The sequence below is a fragment of the Corynebacterium sp. HMSC067D03 genome (genome assembly GCF_001811185.1).
GTDB classification, from domain to species: domain Bacteria; phylum Actinomycetota; class Actinomycetes; order Mycobacteriales; family Mycobacteriaceae; genus Corynebacterium; species Corynebacterium coyleae.
This window is the reverse complement of the sequence record NZ_KV803815.1, coordinates 1-18,686: the sequence shown is the minus strand read 5'-3', so window position 1 is coordinate 18,686 and position 18,686 is coordinate 1. Positions and strand designations below refer to the sequence as shown.

General features: G+C 63.5%; 19 protein-coding genes. 5 read left to right on the top strand and 14 right to left on the bottom strand.

Annotated elements, in window-relative coordinates:
- Nucleotides 1–9 precede the first annotated feature (9 nt).
- Nucleotides 10–639 (bottom strand): histidine phosphatase family protein, encoded by a 630-nt coding sequence (locus HMPREF2785_RS05440; protein ID WP_246818906.1) that lies wholly within the window; start codon nt 637–639, stop codon nt 10–12.
- Nucleotides 636–1,958, bottom strand: a complete 1,323-nt coding sequence (hemL, locus tag HMPREF2785_RS05435; RefSeq protein ID WP_070614474.1) for a glutamate-1-semialdehyde 2,1-aminomutase — start codon at nt 1,956–1,958, stop codon at nt 636–638. Before hemL ends, HMPREF2785_RS05440 begins: the two co-directional genes overlap by 4 nt.
- A 20-nt stretch (nt 1,959–1,978) precedes the next feature.
- Between hemL and HMPREF2785_RS05430 the strand changes: the two genes are divergently transcribed.
- Nucleotides 1,979–2,815, top strand: a complete 837-nt coding sequence (locus HMPREF2785_RS05430; protein ID WP_070614473.1) for an NAD(P)-dependent oxidoreductase — start codon at nt 1,979–1,981, stop codon at nt 2,813–2,815.
- Nucleotides 2,816–3,021: 206 nt separating this feature from the next.
- Here HMPREF2785_RS05430 and HMPREF2785_RS05425 read toward each other — a convergent pair whose 3' ends face one another.
- On the bottom strand, nt 3,022–3,840 hold the full coding sequence (locus tag HMPREF2785_RS05425) for a DedA family protein (RefSeq protein WP_070614472.1): 819 nt from the start codon (nt 3,838–3,840) through the stop codon (nt 3,022–3,024).
- 99 nt (nt 3,841–3,939) lie between these two features.
- Here HMPREF2785_RS05425 and HMPREF2785_RS05420 point away from each other — a divergent pair, with 99 nt between their 5' ends.
- Together HMPREF2785_RS05420 and HMPREF2785_RS05415 are read left to right on the top strand one after the other, a co-directional pair.
- On the top strand, nt 3,940–4,329 hold the full coding sequence (locus tag HMPREF2785_RS05420) for a FitA-like ribbon-helix-helix domain-containing protein (protein ID WP_070614471.1): 390 nt from the start codon (nt 3,940–3,942) through the stop codon (nt 4,327–4,329).
- Nucleotides 4,326–4,748, top strand: a complete 423-nt coding sequence (locus HMPREF2785_RS05415; protein WP_070614470.1) for a type II toxin-antitoxin system VapC family toxin — start codon at nt 4,326–4,328, stop codon at nt 4,746–4,748. The genes HMPREF2785_RS05420 and HMPREF2785_RS05415 overlap by 4 nt, the downstream gene beginning before the upstream one ends.
- On the opposite strand, the gene HMPREF2785_RS05410 is transcribed toward HMPREF2785_RS05415, so the two are convergent.
- The 10 genes from HMPREF2785_RS05410 to HMPREF2785_RS05365 form a co-directional block, all read right to left on the bottom strand.
- Nucleotides 4,745–6,145 (bottom strand): protoporphyrinogen oxidase, encoded by a 1,401-nt coding sequence (locus tag HMPREF2785_RS05410; RefSeq protein ID WP_070614469.1) that lies wholly within the window; start codon nt 6,143–6,145, stop codon nt 4,745–4,747. The genes HMPREF2785_RS05415 and HMPREF2785_RS05410 overlap by 4 nt on opposite strands.
- On the bottom strand, nt 6,145–7,194 hold the full coding sequence (gene hemE / locus HMPREF2785_RS05405) for a uroporphyrinogen decarboxylase (protein ID WP_070614468.1): 1,050 nt from the start codon (nt 7,192–7,194) through the stop codon (nt 6,145–6,147). Before hemE ends, HMPREF2785_RS05410 begins: the two co-directional genes overlap by 1 nt.
- Before the next feature lie 26 nt (nt 7,195–7,220).
- Nucleotides 7,221–9,746, bottom strand: a complete 2,526-nt coding sequence (locus HMPREF2785_RS05400) for a heavy metal translocating P-type ATPase (RefSeq protein WP_070614467.1) — start codon at nt 9,744–9,746, stop codon at nt 7,221–7,223.
- Entirely contained in the window at nt 9,747–10,268 is a 522-nt protein-coding gene (locus tag HMPREF2785_RS05395; protein ID WP_070614466.1) for a hypothetical protein, read from the bottom strand. It abuts the gene before it with no gap.
- A 7-nt stretch (nt 10,269–10,275) separates the two neighbouring features.
- Nucleotides 10,276–10,890, bottom strand: a complete 615-nt coding sequence (locus HMPREF2785_RS05390) for a hypothetical protein (RefSeq protein WP_070614465.1) — start codon at nt 10,888–10,890, stop codon at nt 10,276–10,278.
- Nucleotides 10,883–11,884: a porphobilinogen synthase gene (gene hemB / locus HMPREF2785_RS05385; RefSeq protein ID WP_371325692.1), complete on the bottom strand. Its 1,002-nt coding sequence runs from the start codon at nt 11,882–11,884 to the stop codon at nt 10,883–10,885. The genes HMPREF2785_RS05390 and hemB overlap by 8 nt, the downstream gene beginning before the upstream one ends.
- 42 nt (nt 11,885–11,926) lie before the next feature.
- The gene (locus HMPREF2785_RS05380) at nt 11,927–13,627 is read right to left on the bottom strand and encodes a bifunctional uroporphyrinogen-III C-methyltransferase/uroporphyrinogen-III synthase (protein ID WP_070614464.1); all 1,701 of its coding nucleotides are present in this window, start codon (nt 13,625–13,627) and stop codon (nt 11,927–11,929) included.
- A gap of 132 nt (nt 13,628–13,759) precedes the next feature.
- On the bottom strand, nt 13,760–14,641 hold the full coding sequence (hemC, locus tag HMPREF2785_RS05375) for a hydroxymethylbilane synthase (protein WP_070614463.1): 882 nt from the start codon (nt 14,639–14,641) through the stop codon (nt 13,760–13,762).
- Nucleotides 14,642–15,967: a glutamyl-tRNA reductase gene (locus HMPREF2785_RS05370; RefSeq protein WP_083308886.1), complete on the bottom strand. Its 1,326-nt coding sequence runs from the start codon at nt 15,965–15,967 to the stop codon at nt 14,642–14,644.
- Between the two features lie 45 nt (nt 15,968–16,012).
- A complete protein-coding gene (locus HMPREF2785_RS05365; RefSeq protein WP_070614481.1) occupies nt 16,013–16,231 on the bottom strand; it encodes a glutaredoxin family protein in 219 nt (72 codons plus the stop codon).
- Nucleotides 16,232–16,334: 103 nt separating this feature from the next.
- Between HMPREF2785_RS05365 and HMPREF2785_RS05360 the strand changes: the two genes are divergently transcribed.
- On the top strand, nt 16,335–17,369 hold the full coding sequence (locus HMPREF2785_RS05360) for an HAD family hydrolase (protein WP_070614461.1): 1,035 nt from the start codon (nt 16,335–16,337) through the stop codon (nt 17,367–17,369).
- A complete protein-coding gene (locus HMPREF2785_RS05355; RefSeq protein WP_070421701.1) occupies nt 17,362–17,868 on the top strand; it encodes a GNAT family N-acetyltransferase in 507 nt (168 codons plus the stop codon). The genes HMPREF2785_RS05360 and HMPREF2785_RS05355 overlap by 8 nt, the downstream gene beginning before the upstream one ends.
- A gap of 35 nt (nt 17,869–17,903) precedes the next feature.
- Here the strand turns inward: HMPREF2785_RS05355 and HMPREF2785_RS05350 are convergent, their stop codons facing one another.
- Nucleotides 17,904–18,365, bottom strand: coding sequence for an ASCH domain-containing protein (locus HMPREF2785_RS05350; RefSeq protein ID WP_070614460.1), 462 nt, complete (start codon nt 18,363–18,365; stop codon nt 17,904–17,906).
- Nucleotides 18,366–18,686: the final 321 nt, after the last annotated feature.

Genomic DNA, 18,686 nt, shown 5'->3' with positions numbered 1-18,686 from the left:
GGTGTCTACCTAGATCTCCTGGGCTGGGGTGTTGTAGGCCCAGTCAACAACACGGCCACCTTCAAACACAAGTGACGTCACGCTGGCCAGGTCGCACTGGCGGCTCATGTGCGCCAGCGTCTTACCCTGCACCTGGCGCTGCACCATGACAATGGGCAGCTGGTGGCTGACCATGACGGCCTCGTGGCCTTCGGCGATGTCGCGGGCGTCGATCACGGCGTCCCACATACGCTCCAAGATGGCGTCGTAGGACTCGCCCCAGCTCGGTTTGAACGGGTTGGTCATGTGGCGCCAGCGGATCGGATTGGCCAACTGGGTGCGCCAGCCCTTGGTGCGCAGGCCCTCGAAGGTGTTGCCGGCCTCGAGGATATCCTCGCGCGTCTGGATCTCGCAGCCAGTCACCTCCGCGATCGGCTGTGCGGTTTCCTGCGCGCGCTCGAGCGGGCTCGCCGCCAGGTACGTCACGTCGCGGCCCTCGAAGAACTTCGAGGTGACCAGCGCCATGGACTTGCCTCGCGACGACAAGTGGTAGCCCGGCATCCGCCCGTAGAGGATCTTCTTCGGGTTGTAGACCTCCCCGTGGCGTACCAGGTGCACAATCGTCCGGGACTGCCCGCCCGGGTTCAACGCGTCGCTCACTCCGGCGCCACCGCCTGGGCGGCTGCCTTCGCCGCGGCACCGAGGGCGTCCTCGATGCGGCCGAAGTCCTCGTCGGTCAGCGCGGTGGAGACGAACCAGGTCTCGAACGCGCTCGGTGGTGCGTACACGCCAGCGTCCAGCAGGGCGTGGAAGAACGGTGCGTAACGGAACGTGTCCGCTGCCTGCATGTCGGCGAAGTTGTGGCCCTCGCCCTCAGCAAAACGCACGGACAGCATGGTCGCGGCGCGCTGGATGTGGTGGGCGACGCCTTCACGGGTGAGGGCGTCGTTAAGCAGCTGCGCGAGCGTATCCGCGTTGCGGTTCAGCGTCGGGTAAATGTTCTCGTTGGCCAGACGCAGCGATGCCAGGCCGGACGCCATGGCAACCGGGTTACCGGACAGGGTGCCTGCCTGGTAGACGGGGCCGTTCGGCGCGAGCTTCTCCATAATGTCGCGGCGACCACCGAACGCGGCTGCCGGCAGGCCGCCGGAGATGACCTTGCCAAAGGTGGTCAGGTCGCCGGCGACGTTATCCACGCCGTACCAACCGGAGTAGGACGTGCGGAAGCCGGTCATCACTTCGTCGATAATGAGCAGCGCACCGTTGAGGTGTGCGACCTCCTTGAGCTTCGCGTTGAAGTCGTTCTGCGGCGCGACGGTGCCCATGTTGCCGGCGGCGGCCTCGGTGATGATCGCCGCGATCTGACCCTCGTTCTCACGGAAGGCGCGCTCGACGGCCTCGATGTCGTTGTACGGCACGACGATCGTGTCCGCCGCCTGTGCACCGGTTACACCCGGCGAATCCGGCAGGGAGAACGTTGCAATGCCAGAGCCCGCCGACGCCAGCAACGCGTCGACGTGGCCGTGGTAGCAGCCCTCAAACTTCAGAATCTTTGGACGGCCGGTGAAGCCGCGGGCGAGGCGCACAGCAGACATGGTGGCCTCGGTGCCGGAGTTGACCATGCGCACCTCATCCACGGACGTGCGGGAGACGATGTGCTCGGCGATCTCCACCTCAGCCTCCGTCGGCGCACCGAAGCTCAGGCCGTTAACCAGGGCCTTCTCTACCGCGTCGATGATCTCCGGGTGGGCGTTGCCGTGCACCATCGGGCCCCAGGAGCAGACGAGGTCGACGTACTTGTTGCCGTCGACGTCGATAAGTTGCGAGCCATGCGCACTCTGGATGAAGCGAGTCTGGCCGCCAACCGAGCCAAACCCGCGCACAGGCGAGTTCACCCCGCCCGGTGTGAAACGTTGCGCGCGCTCGAACAATTCGGCCGAACGCTGCGTATTGCCTGAAGTCGGGTTCTGGGAAGTCATGGTTGTCTATCGTAGGCCATATGAAAGTTGCGTTTTTAGGCCTTGGCCGTATGGGAACTGAGCTCGCGCTCAAACTTGTCGACGACCACTCGCTGACCGTGTGGAACCGCACCGCCGAAAAGACCACTCCCCTGGTCGAGCGCGGCGCGCGTGCCGCCGACACTCCGGAGGAGGCCGTCAAGGGCGCGGATCTTGTCATTACGTCGTTGTTCGGCCCGGACACCGTCCGCGAGGTCGTCATCGAACCTTCCCTCATCCCCGAGGGCGTGACCTGGGCCGACTCCACCACGATCTCCCCGGAGGACGCCGCCGAGTTCGCCGCTGCCGTCCCCGGCTACGTCCACACCCCGGTGGTCGGCTCGCTGCCGCCCGCCCGCGCAGGCAAGTTGGGCGTCTACGTCGGTGGGGCCGATGCTTCTCGACGAGCCACCGTCGCCGACGTCGTCGCCCCCTGGGCCGCCGCCAACCCGGAGCGTTTGAAGGTTGTCGATTCGGCCCCAGCCGCCGCCACCGGCAAGCTCTTGGCAAACCTGGCGTTGGCCGTGACCATCCAGGGCTTCAAGGAGGCGTTGGTTTTGGGCGAGTCGCAGGGCCTGGCCCCGGAGCAGGTTGTGGACATGCTCGGCTCGACCGGCCTGGAGTTCATCGTGAACATGAAGAGCCCATTCCTGTTGGGCGAGCGCTCCACCTCGCCTGGCGACTTCACCGCCGACGCCATCGCCAAGGACGCCCGCCTCATGCTGGCCACCGCCGACAAGGACCTGCCGGCCGTCGCCGCCGCGCTCGCGTCCCTGGAGGAGCAGCAGGAAGCCGGCCGCGGCGACGAGGACTTCTCCACCGTCGTGGTCAACCGGTAGGGGCGGGTGCCTGCCCTCCGTCGCCCTCGCCCCTGCCCTTGCTCCGCCCCTGCCCTTTAAGTGAAGAAAGCTCCCGCTCGGGGAACTTTCTTCACCCCGACCGGCAAGAAAATTCACTTTCCCCAGGGAAGACGGCAACCAGAACGAAAATAGTTCCACGCCCCAACCGGGAGCGTGGAACTATTTTGCGTTGGCGACCATTTTCGCTACTTGCCTGCCTCGAGCTCGTTGCCCACGGCCTCGACGGCGCGCCCTTTCTTCTTCGACTGGTTGCGGAAGATACCGAAAAACACCACGACCAACAGCGCAATCGCAACCCAGTTGGCCACCTTGGCGTACTGGTCTAGGACCTCCACGACCGGCTCACCGATCCACCAGCCCAGTCCAAGGTAGAGGAACGACCAGAGGGTTTTGGAGATGAAGTTCAGCACCATGAACTTCCACAACGGCATACCCGAGATACCCATAAACACGAACACGACGAATGCGATCGGCAACGGAATGGGCACGTACGCCAGGAAGATGCCGATCCAGCCGAGTTTGATCGCCCACCCTTCCACGCGTGCGATGTTCTTCGCCGCGCGTTTCGAGTTCGCCGCCTGCACGTCCAGGATGCCGCGACCCCAGAGTTTGCCGGCCCACCAGTAGATCCAGTCGAACTTGATATTCACCAAGGACCCGACGAGCAGGTAGATCAGCCAGTGGGGCGCCTCCCCCACCGCGGCGAGCGCACCGGTGGAGGCGGCGCCGACGCGCGAGCCGGTCAGTGCCAGCAGGACCGGCGGGTGCAGCCCGAGCAGCCATGCACGCAGCGGGATCATCGCCAGGCCGAAGATGCCGACGAAGCCAAACCAGGCCAGGCACCAGTAGTCGGCTTTGGTGGGTTTGCCGTTCCAGGGCAGGCCTTCTTCTTCCCACCATTCCTTCTCGGCGGGTTCGGTGGGTGCCGCGGCATCAGCAGCGCCGGCAGCTTCGGCGGCTTCGGCAAATTCGGCGGTGTCGCGCTCGTTGGCGTGTTGTTCCATAGGTGATCAACCTAGCGGAGAACCCACATTTGCCCCTAGCCACACATCGCCCATCAGTGCTAGCATTTTGACAGCACTATTCCACGGAAGGGAGGCACCATGACTGCACCAAGCAAGGAACGAAAAGCGGCAACGATCACGGTGCGCGGTCTGAACACGCATACCAAGCAGCGAATCCAGCAGCGCGCCAAGCACCACGGGCGGTCTATGGAATCTGAGGTCAGGGCGATACTCGAGGCCGCAGCGGAGACAACACAGGATCCACTACATGGTCTACGTTTGCCCGCGGAAACCTTGGCCCGCCTGGAGGCACAAGCGAAGGGCAATGCGCGTTCTTTAGAGGACGAGGCGCGGGCGGTTTTGGAGCGCGGTACCCGTCCTGTCGATGCGGGCCGGTTGCTCTACGCACTTTCACGGGAGCACGGCGGGTTCGATGAGATCGTCATCCCGGAGCGTTCCGCTAGCAGAGAGATTCCGGACTTCTCATGATCGTTCTGGACACTAATGTGCTCTCGGAAATGATGAAGCCACATCCTGACCAGCGGGTTTTGCGGTGGTTTGATCACTCGTCGGAAGAGAAGTGGACGACGACGATTTCGGCGGGCGAACTTGTCACCGGGGTGTTTCTGCTTCCAAAGGGGCAGAAACGACGTGCGCTTGCGAAGGTTGTGGATGCTGCGCTCACCGAGCTCATTCGGCAAGACGCAGTGCTGCCCTATGACATCGACGCTGCCATGGCCCTCGGTGAAGTTCACGCTGCGCGCAAAGCGATGGGACGCCCGATCCATGACGCCGATGCGATGATCGCCGCGATTTGTCGCGCCCACGATGCCCCGCTTGCCACCCGCAACCTCAAGGATTTTGAGGGCACGGGTGTGGAGGTCATCGACCCCTGGGAGGATGCCTAAAGCAGTTGCTTGGCGACGACGCGCGCGTCCGCCACTACCGCCGGCACCCCCACGCCGCTCGCCCAGGCGCCGGTGACGGAGATGCCGTCCACCTTGTCGATGATGTTTCGGACGTTGGCCACGGTGGCGAGGTGGTGTTCGTCGAAACGCGGCAAGCCGCCGAACCAGCGCTGGACGAAGATTTCCTCCAGGCCGGCCTCGCGGCCGTCGAATCCAGTGATGGTTTTCAGGTCGTCGAGTGCCCAGTCCACCAGGTCGTCTTCGGTGGCGGTCAGGGCGATGTTGTCGCCGAAGCGGCCGAAGCTTGCGCGCACGATGGCGCCGCCACGTTCGGCGAGGTGCGGCCATTTACGCGAGGAGAAGGTGAACGCTTTCGCCTTCACGTCGTCGGCACCGGTGGCGACGAGCACGCCCGAGTTCTGTGGCAGGCCCTCGTCGGTGGCAAACCGCATGCCGACAACGGCCGAGTTGGCTAACTTCACCGACTGCAGCTCCTGCGCTGCCTCCGGCGCGACCTCCTTGAGCAGCAGCGCCGCGGTTGGTGCGGGAACGGCGAGGATGATGTGGTCGTAGACGGTGTCCTCGCCGCCTTTGAGGCGGAAGCCGTTGCCTTCGCGGCGAATCTCCGAGATGAACGCGTCGATGTAGATGTCGGCTCCGGACTGTTCGGCGAGGGCTTCGTAGAGTTCGTGGTAGCCGTCGCGGAACGTGTTAAAGACCGCGCCCTGGCCGGTGGGCAGCTCCGCGCGAGAGCGCTCCAGGTTGGCTACGGCGGTGGACAGGTGCACCTTCCCGTCGCCGGCTGCGGCGAGACGGTCGAATTCTTCCGCCAGTTGTGGGATGGTGGCGCGCACGCCCAGGTCGTCGGCGGTGCAGGAGTACACCCCGCCAAGCAGGGAGGACAGGATCACGTCGACGACTTCGTCGCCGTAGCGCTCGCGCACAAGTTTGCCGACGTTCATGTCCCCGTCGGTGTCCCAGGTGAAACCTTCGCGGTTAGCTTCGTCGTCGATACGCGCTGCGGTTTCGGCGCTGACCAAGTGCGCAACCGTTTCGGAGGTAGACGGGATGCCCATCACGCCGCCGGTAGGCAGACCGCGGGCCTCGCCATTGGACCAGATCAGGGAGCGCAACCCGGACGGCTCGACGAGCGAATCACCAAGACCCAACTCGGTGAAGAACTCGACGGCATCCTTGCGGCGTGCGAGGAATGCCTCGGCGCCCATATCGGTCGGGCCGGCTTCGAACGCGACGGTGTAGAGCTTGCCGCCGATGCGGTCAGTGGCTTCGTAGACGTCGATTTTCGCCTCGTCCGTGTCCTCGTTCGAGCTGAGTTTACGAAGCTCGTAGGCGGCAGTCAGGCCCGCAAGGCCTGCTCCGATAATGGCGATGTTCATTAATTCTCCTCGTGGATGATGCGCACTGCCTCAGTGATGGCGTCCGCATCGGTGGTCGGCAGTACGCCGTGGCCCAGGTTGAAGATGTGTCCGGTGGCGTCGCCAGCTTCGACTGCCCGGGCGGCCTCACCCTTGATGCGGGTAATCTCCTCGCGCACCACGTCGGTGCCGGCGAACAGCAACGCCGGATCCAGGTTGCCCTGCAGCACGCGCGGGGAGGCGAAACGCTTAGCGGCGGTGTCCAGCGGCACGCGCCAGTCCACACCCATCACCTCGCTGCCTGCCTCAGACATGGCGCCGAGCAGCTCGCCGGTGGCCACACCGAAGTGGATGCGCGGGATCTCTCCCGCCACTGAATCCAGGATTTCAACCGAGTACGGCAGGACAAACTCGCGGTAGTCGGCTTCGGTGAGGAAGCCTGCCCAGGAGTCGAAGAGTTGCATCGCGTCGATGCCGGCCTCGACCTGCGTGCGGAGGAACTCGGTGATCGTTGGCACGAGGCGGCGCATGAGCGCGTGCCAGGTTTCCGGATCGCCGTGCATCATCGCCTTGGTCTTCTCGTGGTTCTTGCTCGGCCCGCCTTCGATGAGGTAGCTGGCCAGAGTGAACGGCGCGCCTACGAAGCCGATGAGTGCCTGGGTGTCGGTCAGTTCGTCGAGAATAATGCGGATCCCCTCGGCGACTTCCTCCACGGTGTGGTCCAGGATCGGCAGGTTGTCTACGTCCGCACGGGAGCGAATCGGAGCGTCCAGCACCGGGCCCGTACCCGGCACGATCTCCACCCCAACACCCGCTGCCTTCAGCGGCACCACAATGTCAGAGAACAAGATCGCCGCGTCCATGTCGTGGCGGCGCACCGGCTGCAGCGTGATCTCCGCGAGCAGTTCCGGCATGAAGCACGAATCCAGCATTGCAATGCCTTCTCGCACCTTGCGGTACTCCGGCAAAGAACGGCCGGCTTGGCGCATGAACCACACCGGGGTGCGGGACGGAGTGCGGCCATAGGCGGCCTCAAGGAACGGAGCGTTAACAAGGTCGCGTCTAGTCATAGTGCCTTAGCCTACCTGCGAAAAGCCTAGATCTTGAACCGGCGTGCCCGGCGCGACTTCGCCTCGATGAACAGGGAGCTGCCCAGCATGAGCAGTGTCGCACCGACGGGTGGCAGCGCTCCAGCTGCGGCGAGGACGACTGCGGTGGCGTTGTACGCAACGGCGAAGGCGAGGTTGCTGTTGGCGATGCGTTTAACGCGTTGGGCGTGCTCGATGAGTTGGGGCACGGACATGACGTCTTCGCGGATGAGGACGACTTCGGCGTCGTCGCTCCAGCGTGGCTCTTTGGTGCCGGCGAGGTCGTCTTCGGCGAACAGGATGCCGGAGTCGGCCACACGCAGCGTGGGCAGGACGGAGGCGTCGCCAACCATGGCAACGTTGGAACCTTGTGTGTGCAGTGCACGCACAGCATGGGGTTTGTCCAGCCCGTGAATGCCGGCAAGCACTTGAGAGATGCCGAGGAAGTCAGCGAACCGGCGCGCCACCGGGTAGGTGTCGCGGGTGAGCATGACGGTTTCCACACCCATGGATTCCAGGCGGTCGATGGCCTGGATGGCGTCGTCTTTAGCGGGGTCGTACAGCGTGATCACGCCGCGGTCACGTCCACCCCACCGCACGACGACGGGTGTGCCGCCAGTCGTGGCGGCGACGGAGAGTTTGCCGTGGAGTTGCGACAGGTTCGTCGGGCGCCACAGCGATGCCGCAAACGTTTCGGAGCGTGCGTTTTCACCAGTGCCCCACGTTGCGGTAATTGGTCCACCGAACTCGCCGTCGGGTGAGAAGGTGTCACCGTTGGCTTCGATCCAGTCTGGGATGCGTGGGTCGCCGGAGCGGGCGTCGCGTGCTCCTCGTGCTGCTTTCACGATTGCTTTGGAGGCCGGGTGGTCCGAGTCGGCAGACAGGACGCCGGCGATGCGCAGCACCAGTTCAGTGCTTTCGCCACGTACTGCGGTGACGGTTTCCACATGCATTTCCGGTTTGACCAGGGTGCCCACACGGTTGAAGACGACCATGTCGGTGTCGGCCAGGGTGCGAAGCGCGTTGCCGTCGCGCACAAGCATGCCGTGGCGCACGGCGGAGTCGAGGCCTTGGCGCATGGCGAGTGCAGGTGAGATGGCCAAACTCACGGGTGCGACGACGACCAGGATGGCCAGCGACGTCGCAGCGGCCGTGTTGATGTTGCCGTTAAACAGCAGCCAGAGTCCGAAGTTGAGCACCGCGATGACATAGGCGGTTGGGATCAGCAGGCCCGCGGAGCGAGTCGAGACCATGGTGGCTGCGTTTTGGTGACGTGAGGCGTCGTCAAGCCAGCGCTGCACCGCCGCAAGCAGTGTGGTGTGGCCGACGCGCGCGGCGCGGACTTTGATCTCGCCCGAGGCGAGCACCGAGCCGGCGGTGACGATCGAGCCGACTTTGAGGATTTGGTCGCGGTGCGTATCGACGAGCTCCCCACCAATCCGGCCGGAACCACCAACCACTTCCCCATCGACTGGGATGATGTGGCCTGCGGTGAGCGTGACGTCGTCGCCACGCCTGATCTCTGTTGCAGGCAACTCTTCGGGGCTGGGTGTGCCGCGTTTGTCGCGGTGATCCACGTTGTAGACGTCCTCAGCACCTGGTCTGCGTGATTCGAGTTCCTCGCGCAGATCGGTGCGCACCTGCATGGAGAAGTACCTGCCGAATAGCAGCAGCGTGGTCACGGTGCAGGACACTTCGAAATACAGCTCGGGGCTGTCTGACATGCGCAGTGGCATCCAGCTGCCTGTGGTGGTGTAGCCGATGCGGCCTACCTCGGTGAACAGCAGCATGGCGAACGACCACACGTAGGACGCCAAAATGGCAATCGAACTGGCACCGTCTAGCGCCGAGATGCCCCGGCGCACACCACCTGCCATGGCGCGGTGGAACGGGGATGCGCACCACAGGGCCACCGGAGTTGCTAGCGCGAAGCACACCCACTGCCAGCCCGGAAAGTCCAGGGACGGGATGTAGGTGAGTAGCAGCACGGGGATGGTCAGCAGCACTGCCACCACGAGGCGTGTCGGGGTGACCAGGTCGCGTGCGGTAAACAGCACGTCGCCTTCACGCCGGGAGCGCCGCGACACCGGACGCACAAACCCTTGCGCACGGGCGATCAGGTTCGCCTCTTCGTTACGACGATGCTTCGCCCGGCGCGGCATCGGGTGTTCCTGCCAGTAGCGGCCGTGTGCGCGACGCTGCAGGGTCGAGTCGGTCACGGTTGCGGTGACGCCGAAGCTTTCGATGGTGTCGGTGAGCTCCACAAGCGGCGTACTTGCCGGTGCGGTGACCCACGCCATCTTCGTCGGGTACACCAAGCGCGCCGACACACCTGGCAGCGCCTCAAGTGCTTCGGCGATGTCGGTCAGTTGGGGCCCGTCCTCAATACCCTCCAGCTCGAAGGCGTAGGAGGCGTTGGGGCGGACAAGTTCCCCGTCCAGGTCCCACGTCGCAGTGCCTGGGTCAATGCCTGCTTGGCGTGCGGCGTGGCGGGCTTCCTCGATGCAATTGTCTAGGTGTTCGTGGTTGCTCACTTACGCAACTCCCCTCCACAGGTCGCCACTTCGCGTATCGACGAACACATTCGCCGCCGGCCGGAACATCCCAAACAGGGCTGCGACAAGCAGGACAACCACCACGATGGAGGCCCAGCCAGCCACGCCGATGAAGAAGCCGGCAACGTTGAGGAACACAGTTGCCCCAATGCCTGCGGCTGCAATCCTTCGCGCAGTCTTCGACCCTTTATGGAAGTAGGCCGCACTCATCGACAGCAGGATGGCCAAGGCGATGTTGCCCCACGCCAAGATGCGCAGATTGAACCGGAAACGTTCGATCAATGCTTCGTCGGCACCTTCGATCATCCAGGTATCCGGCAGCCGGTCAGGCACGCCCTTGACCAGGGTCATCAGCCCGATGACGATCATCAACACCGCACTGGCAACCACCAGGTAGTAGGCGGTACGTAGCGGTCGGGGCCACTGCTCAGTGGCCTCGCCGCTGTACCTACGGTTCTTGTCATTCGGGTCTGAGACCATCGTGGGGAACATGCCTGCCATTGGGGACCTACTGTTCCTTCTCTGTCTTGGCTGCGTCTTTCTTCGACGCATCCTTCTTGGGCGCTACCCAGTTCACGGCGTCTTTGTCCGTGGAGTAGATGATGCCCAGAATGCCGGCCACACCCAGAATGATTTGGACGACACCGTCGATGCCGTAGAACACCACCGGTATGGCGGTGGAGGCGGGCTGCATCATGAACAGCATGATCATGCGGAGGGCGAAGAACACCCCGAAGATCTGCAGCAGCCGGTACGCGTTGCCAGCCTGGGAGCTTTTGTTCCGCACGGCGCGCAGCGCGAACACGAACAACAGCAGCACACCCAACTGGATGAGTGTCATGAGGATCAGGGATCCGTAGACGCCCATGTTGATTAGGCCGTCCGAGATTTCCTCGCCACGCTGCTTAGCTTGTTGCTTGGCGGCGTCCCGCAGCGCGGACGGGTCGACGAACGCGAATACGACGGAGAGAATCTGGTGGATTAACTCGCCTGCGATCATCACTGCCCAGCACCGCAGCATCAACTGCACGGCCTCCGGCGGGCCGCCCGGCGTCTTCTTGTCCACGGCGCTGGCGTCGACGTGGCTGGGGCTCTTCGGGTTGAGTGGCGGGAGGCTAACCATTGAGCTGCTTTGCTGCTTCGATGGCGTAGTAGGTCAGAATCTGGTCCGCACCAGCGCGTTTAATGGATACCAGCGACTCCATCATGGTCTCTTCGAAGTCGATCCAACCGTTCACGCCTGCTGCCTTGAGCATCGCGTACTCGCCGGAGACCTGGTAGGCCGCCACCGGCACTGGTGACATCTCTGCCACCTTGGCCAGCACGTCAAGGTACGGCAAGGCCGGCTTGACCATGACAATGTCTGCGCCTTCGGCGATGTCCAGTTCGGTCTCCAAAAGGGATTCACGCACGTTTGCGGGATCCTGTTGGTAGGTGCGGCGATCGCCCTTCAGCGACGAGCCGACAGCATCGCGGAACGGACCAAAGAACTTGGAGGCATACTTCGCGGAGTACGCCATGATGATGACGTCCTCAAAGCCCTCGCGGTCGAGTGCCTTACGGATCTCGCCGATCTGGCCGTCCATCATGCCGGACGGGCTGACCATGTGTGCGCCAGCGCGCGCCTGGGACAGGGCGAGGTCGCAGTAGATTTCAACCGTCTTGTCGTTGTCCACGATCTCGTTGCCGTGTGCATCGGTACGCAGCACACCACAGTGGCCATGATCGGTGAACTCATCAAGGCACGTATCGGAGATGATGACCAGGTCGTCGCCGAATTCGTCGCGAAGCGCCTTGATCCCGCGGTTCAAAATGCCATCTTCCGCGACACCGATGGAGCCTGTGGCGTCCTTATCCGCTTCAAGCGGCACACCAAACAGGTCGATCGCCCGCACACCAGCTTCAAGCGCCTCGTGGCAAATTGCCTTCAGGGAATCCTCGGTGTGCTGGTACACCCCCGGCATGGAGGCAATCTCGCGCGGCGCATCAAGGCCGTCTGCGATAAACAGCGGGAGGATGAAGTCGGCCGGGTGCAGCCTCGTCTCCGCCGTCAGGGTGCGCAATGCGGGGTTCTGCCGCAAGCGCCGTGGTCGTCGGGTGAGCTCAAAATCTGCCATGCGCCACATCTTAGAACGTCACCCGACACGACCCCAGCCGTGCTAGTTGCTCGCTGCCGACTTCCGGCGCTTCTTGCGCGGCGGCGGCAACTGCCCAGCCGCACGCAGACCAGCAACGTGCTCTGCCAAGGCGTCAATGAGCGACGGGATATCGGCGACCTCCGGGACGACGTCCACACGCAAGCCCTGCTCGCGGGCTTCCGCCTCCGTCACCGGGCCGATGCAGGCGATGATGGTGCGCGCGTGCGGCTTGCCGGCAATACCCACAAGGTTCTTCACCGTCGACGGGGAGGTGAAGCACACGGCGTCGAACCCGCCGGTCTTGATCATGTCGCGCGTCTCCGGTGGTGGCGGAGCAGCACGCACGGTGCGGTAGGCGACAACGTCGTCGACCTCCCACCCCTTGGCCTCCAGGCCATCGACCAGGACGTCGGAGCCCAGGTCCGCGCGCGGCAGCAGCACACGGCCAACCGGGTCGATATCCTCGACATACTCCGGGAAGATCTCCGCCAAACCAGCAGCGTTCTGCTTCGTGCGGTGCGGGATCAGCTCCGGGTACATGCCACGGGCACGCAGCGCATCAGCGGTCTTCTGCCCCACCGCACCCAGGTGCACGCCGGCAAACGAGCGGGCGTCCAGGCCAAGCTCCTCGAACTTGTCCCACACCGCATCAACGGCATTAACAGAGGTAAACAGCACCCAGCGGTAGCGTCCCTCCACAATGCCCTTGATCGCGCGGTCCATCTGTGCCGGGTTGCGCGGCGGCTCAAGCGAAATCGTCGGCACCGACTGCGGGATCGCACCGTACTGCGTCAGGCGGGCGTTCATCGGGCCAGCCTGCTCCTTCGCACGCGGCACAAGCACTCGCCAGCCATACAACGGCCGGTTTTCCCACCAGGAGTACTTCGAGCGGTCGTCCGCAACAGTGCCAAGCGTAACGACGAGCGCACCCGACAGATCCGCATCCAACTTGCCCACCGTCTGCAACGTGGCATCAAACGTGCGCTGCAGACGCGTCGTTCCGTTCGTCGTAATCGTCACCGGAGTGGCGCCTTGGAAACCGCGCTCCATAAGCGCTTCTGCCATCTCTGCGAGGTGCTCCTGGGTGGCCTGGAACACCAACGGTTGCGGCGCAGACGCCAACTGATCCCAGTCCACCGGACCGTTGGTCAGGTCAGCCTCGGTGTAGGTCGAGCCCAGTGCAATACCAGCGAAGGACGGCACCGTCGACGGCAAGGACATGCCCGGCACCACGTGGAACTCCAGGCCAGCGTCTGCAACGGCGGAGATCTCCTCCATCACAGCATCACGGGTCAGCGGGTTGCCGGCGACCAGACGGATCACGTCACCATCGCCTGCCTCGCCGTCCTCGATGGACTTCGCTGCCGCGTCGAGCGCCTCGCGCAGCTTCGGCACAATGCCCTCACCTGCCAGCTCATGCTCAGAAATTTCCGCCGCCGTCGGATCTTCCGGCTTCGGCGGCTTACGGCGCGCACCCGCCGCCTTCGCGTCGGCGCACATCTGCTCGTAGACGGCTTTCGCCTCGTCGAGCTTGGCCTGTGGCACTGGCAATGCTGAGCCAACGAAGTTTCTGACCCCCGCCGACACTTCCGGATCGACGAGTGCGATAGCGTTAGCTTCCATCACCTCGCGGGCACGGACCGTGAGCAGTTCAGGGTTGCCCGGTCCGGCACCCACGAAGATCACCTTCCCCGGCTGGGGGGTGTGAGAGGGCAATGTCATAGAGGAATCTCTTCTAGGCACAAATAACATCCCCCACGCAGACGGATCCGCTTAAGCGACCCGTTGCGCGGAGGGGCGTGAACGTATGGTATTTACACCATAAAAGGGATATGCCCCAGAACAAAACCACCGCTACTTCATAACGTCAGCGGCACCGCGTTCAAGCAACGCCTCAGCAGCGCGTCGACCGATCTCCTCCGGGTCCGTACCCTGGACATCTTCCACGAGCGAACGGGACCCATCCAGCGCAAACACACCGGCACGCAGCTCGATGCCGTTCTCCGTCGCACGCGCGGTTGCCGCCACCGGCGCGGTGCAGCCGGCCTCGAGTACGGCAAGTACGGTGCGCTCGGCGCGGGCCTCGACGGTTGCGGTGTCGTCGATAAGTTTCGCAATTGCTTCGCGGCCAGCCGTATCGTCGACACGGCACTCGACCGCAAGCGCACCCTGGGCGGGCGCTGGGATGAACTCGTGCGGGTCGAAGATCTGGGTCGCCCGGTCGCCGTAGCCACCGCGCACCAAGCCTGCGTACGCGAGCATGATCGCGTCCAACTCGCCAGATTCGACGTAGCCCATGCGGCGCTCAATGTTGCCGCGCAGCGGACGAATGTCCAGGTCCGGACGCATCGCGCGCAGCTGGGAAATACGACGAGGTGCCGATGTGCCCACGCGGGCGCCTTCCGGCAGCTCCGCCAGCGTCAGCCCATCGCGGGCGATGAGCGCCTCGCGGTTGTCCTCACGCTTGGGCACGATGAGATAGGAACGCGGCTCGTACGCCGTAGGCAGGTCCTTAAACGAATGGACCGCAACGTCAACCTCGCCGTTAAACAACGCGTCGCGCAGCGCGGAGGTGAACACGCCAACGCCGATGCGCTCCACCGGGGCCTGCGACAGGTCACCCGGCGTGACCACGATTTTCAGTTCAGCCGGGTGGCCAACCGCACTGAGGTCGTCACGGACATGGCCGGCCTGTGTCGTCGCCAAGTGCGAACCACGAGTACCAATCTTCAACATTTACTTCTCCTTACCGCGCAGTTCCTCAGGCAGCGGGAGACGCTGCGCCTCCACCGACACCGCCGGCTGATCCAGCCCGAACAGTTCGGTCACTACCTCTTCCACACTCACTGTCTCCTGCGCCGCCGCAAGTTCCTTAATCTTCACCGTCGGCGCGTGCAGCAGCTTGTCCACGACCCTACGGACCGTGCGCTCAACCTGCTCAAAATCTTCCTCAGACATATCCGGAAGCCGGGTGCGAAGCTTCTGCAGCTCCTGGCCAGAGATCTCCGCAGCATTTCTGCGAAGCCTCGTCACCGCCGGGGCCACCCCACGCACCCGCTGCTCGGAGGAAAACAGTTTCACTTCCTCGTCGATAATCGCCTCTGCCTCGCGCAACGCACGGGAATCCTCGTTGGCCGTGTTACGCATCTGCTCGTGCAGATACTCGATGTTGACCAGGTGCACGCCGTCGATGTCAGTGACCGCGTCGTCGATATCGCGCGGCAACGACAGGTCCGCCAGCATCACCGGACCCGCAATGTCCTCCGGCGTAATGGTGAAGCCGTCAGCCGCCGTCGCGGACACCACAATGTCCACCCCACCCATCGCGTGCGAGCGGTCTTCAAAATCCACAACCTCCGCCGGCACGCCCGCCTCGCGGGAATGTCCAGCAAGGCGCTCGGCGCGGTCGCGCGTGCGGTTGGCAATCACCAACCCGTCAATGCCGCGCTTGCCCAGGTGCGTCGCCGCCAGCGAACTCATCGCGCCAGCCCCCAACACCAGAGCTTTCTTCCCCTTAAAGTCTTCAATCCCCATCAGCCCCATCGCCTCATCCAAGGCGGCGGTAACCATGGACGCGCCCGAGTCGTCGATAGTGGTCTCAGTGTGCACACGCTTACCGGTATGCAGCGCCATCTGCGCCAACGAATGCAGATTCGGCCCCACCGTGCCACGCTCCGCCGCATCCACATACGCCGTACGCACCTGGCCGATGATCTGCTGCTCCCCCACAACCATCGAATCCAACCCCGACGCCACAGTAAACATGTGCTCCGCAGCAGCATCCGCGTACCGCACGTACAGGTAGCGACGCAGCTCCTCGATGCCCACCCCAGACACCTTCGTCAGCACCGTCAACACGTCCTCCACACCAGCGTGGAACGCGTTGGCCACCGCATACACCTCGAGACGGTTGCAGGTGGAGATAATCATCGCCTCGGACAACGAAGGCCGCTCAACAAGAGCCGCGGACGTCCCCTCCTGCAGCTCCGTATCCATGCTGAGACGTTCTAGTAGGGACACAGGTGCAGACCTATGCGACATCCCCACGACAAGAACACTCACAAAACCCTCCAGTCCGCGTTGGAAATCAAACTAAAGGATAGCCCCTTACGCGAGGAGCGCCGCCTCAAGGTCTGCGTTGTCCACTTCCCAGCAGGCAAGCTCCTCGCCGTCAATGACGACAACCGGCACGCGATCGCCGTATTGGGCGGCGTTGTCGGGGTCCAGGTCGACGTCGACAAGCACTAGCTCCGCGCCACACTTCTCCACCACCGGAGCAATCTGCGCCGCCACCCGCTCGCACGAACCGCACGTGGACCGCACCATCAACTCCACCGTCTTCACCCGAACTCCTCTACATCGTGTCTGCGGCGCTCGCCGTTGTACGATTGCTCACGCTAACACCGCCACCGAAAGAGTCACGATCGCCATGTCAGAACAGCGGGAATTCCTCGCACAATGGTCAGTCTCTCAGGGCAACCTGCGCCGCTTCCTTGAGGACCTTGCACTGCCCCCGCTTGACGACGACGCCCAGCGCACCGCCGGCCAAGCCGCCGCCGCTGCCGCCGTTGAAGAAACCTTTGGCATCAACATCCAAGACTTCGCCCTCGGCGTCGACTCTGTCGGCGGCGCCTTCAAAACCGCGGGCCGCCAAAAAATCACCCAGCCGGACCCCGAAATTCCCCAGGACCTCGAGGCGGCGGCATTCTTCGACATCGACAACACCCTCATCCAGGGCTCGTCGCTAATCCTGCTCGCCCAAGGCCTGTTCAAGAAACGCTTCATCACCTTGCGCGAACTCGCCCCGGCCCTGTGGAAGCAGATCCGCTTCCGTGTCTCCGGCTCCGAAAACGCCGACGACATCGCCGAAGGCCGCGAACAGGCCCTTGCTGTGGTCAAAGGCAAAAGTGTCGAGGAACTCAAGGAAGCCTGCCAGGAGATCGTCGACAAGCAGATGCTGAACAAGTCCTACTCGGACGTCATCGAACTGGCCTCCATGCACATCGCCGCCGGCCAGCAAGTCTGGCTCGTCTCCGCCACCCCGGTCCAGATCGGCCAGGCCCTGGCGGAGACCCTCGGGTTCACCGGCGCTTTGGGCACCGTCGCGGAAGAAGAGGACGGCAAGTTCACCGGCCGACTCGTCGGCGACATCCTCCACGGCCCCGGCAAGAAGCACGCCGTGGCCGCGCTGGCCGCGCTGCAGCAACTCGACCTGAAGCAGTGCACCGCCTACTCCGACAGCATCAACGACCTCCCCATGCTTGAGATGGTCGGCTCCCCCGTTGCCGTCAATCCGGACCGCGCGCTGCGTCGCCACGCAAAAGCCCAAGGCTGGGCCGTCCGCGACTACCGCTCCGTTCGCCGCGCCGTGCGCCTGTCCGCCCTGCCAGTATTGGGCGCTGCGGGAGCGTTCTCGCTGTGGCGCCTGTGGAACAAGCGGCAGGAAAGGACTCACCATGCCTGATGCGTTTGCCCTGCGCACCCCGCGGCTTGAGTTGTCGGTGCCGACAGATGCGGATATCGACGCCATCTTTGCCATCCACTCAGATCCCCGCACCTACGAGCACCGCCCCGAGCTGACAATGAAGACCCGCGATGAGGCTGTCGAGCTTGCGCGCTCGTGGCAGAACAATTGGGCTGAGCAGCAGTTGGGCTACTACACGGTACGCACCCTCGACGGCGCGACCATCGGCTTTACCGGGGTACGGCACAGCGAGGAAGCCGGCGAAGAAGTCCTGAACCTCTACTACCGTTTCGCACCAGAATCGCAAGGCCAGGGCTACGCCAAAGAAGCCGCGGCTGCCGCGATTGCCAGCGTCCGCGAGCGCTTCCCGTCGCTCCCCGTCATCGCCATCATCGACCCTGTGAATGAGGCATCGATTGGCCTAGCTTTGAGGCTCGGACTTGCGTATGTTCCCGGAGCGGGCGTCCCCGGCGACTACGAGGTGTACCGGCTTTCCTAGCTGGGAAAGCCGGCGTTGGTTCGGGCTGTGTGGCCTCAGCCGCGCCACGGCTCCAATGCCCTGATCGGGTATCGCGCATCAACGGTAAAGCGTTGGCACACCACCTGCGTGTCGTCGTCGATATCAAGCTCCCCGATGTATTCCACAAATTCTGGCGAGCGCCAATACTGCTCATGCCCAATGCGCCATTCGTTTGCGTCGGCGTAGCCCTCCCCCTCGGCGATGGCATGCTCGTCGCTCACGTCCGCCAACCGGTAAATCTGAACCTCAGTCGTGCGGATGACGCACACCACGTTGTCATGTGAGTCAAGGACGGCCTCGAGGGCACCCACTTCCTCATGCGGCTGATAGTCGTTGGGGTATTCAGCCAGCAAGGATGCTGTCGCAGTTTTCGTGCCGTCCAGGATGGCGTTGACAAGAGCGTCACGGAGCGGGCCTGGAAAGGCGAACTCGCCACGAGGCAACTCCGAAATGGGCTCTAAAGCATCCCGATTCATACGTTCATATTAGGCAGCGAGACTCACCGTCCTTGGTATCGCACTGTTATGCCTCGTAGTTTTGGGTTCCCGCAATCCTGGACAGTCGTTTTCCGCTGGTCGTCTAGCTCGGTGGTTGTGGAACCAGACGATGAGCTCCGTATTGACCATGGTGTTCGTTATCACCTGGGGGTTTGTGAAAGCGGTTTCGAGACCGTCTAGCTGTATTTGTGGTCGTGCTAGACGATCAGGGGCAGCAACGAAAAGAGTGTGCCCCACTGAGGGGCACACTCTGTGTTGGTTTGGGTGTTTGGTTTTAGAGCATCATGTTGGCGAAGCCGA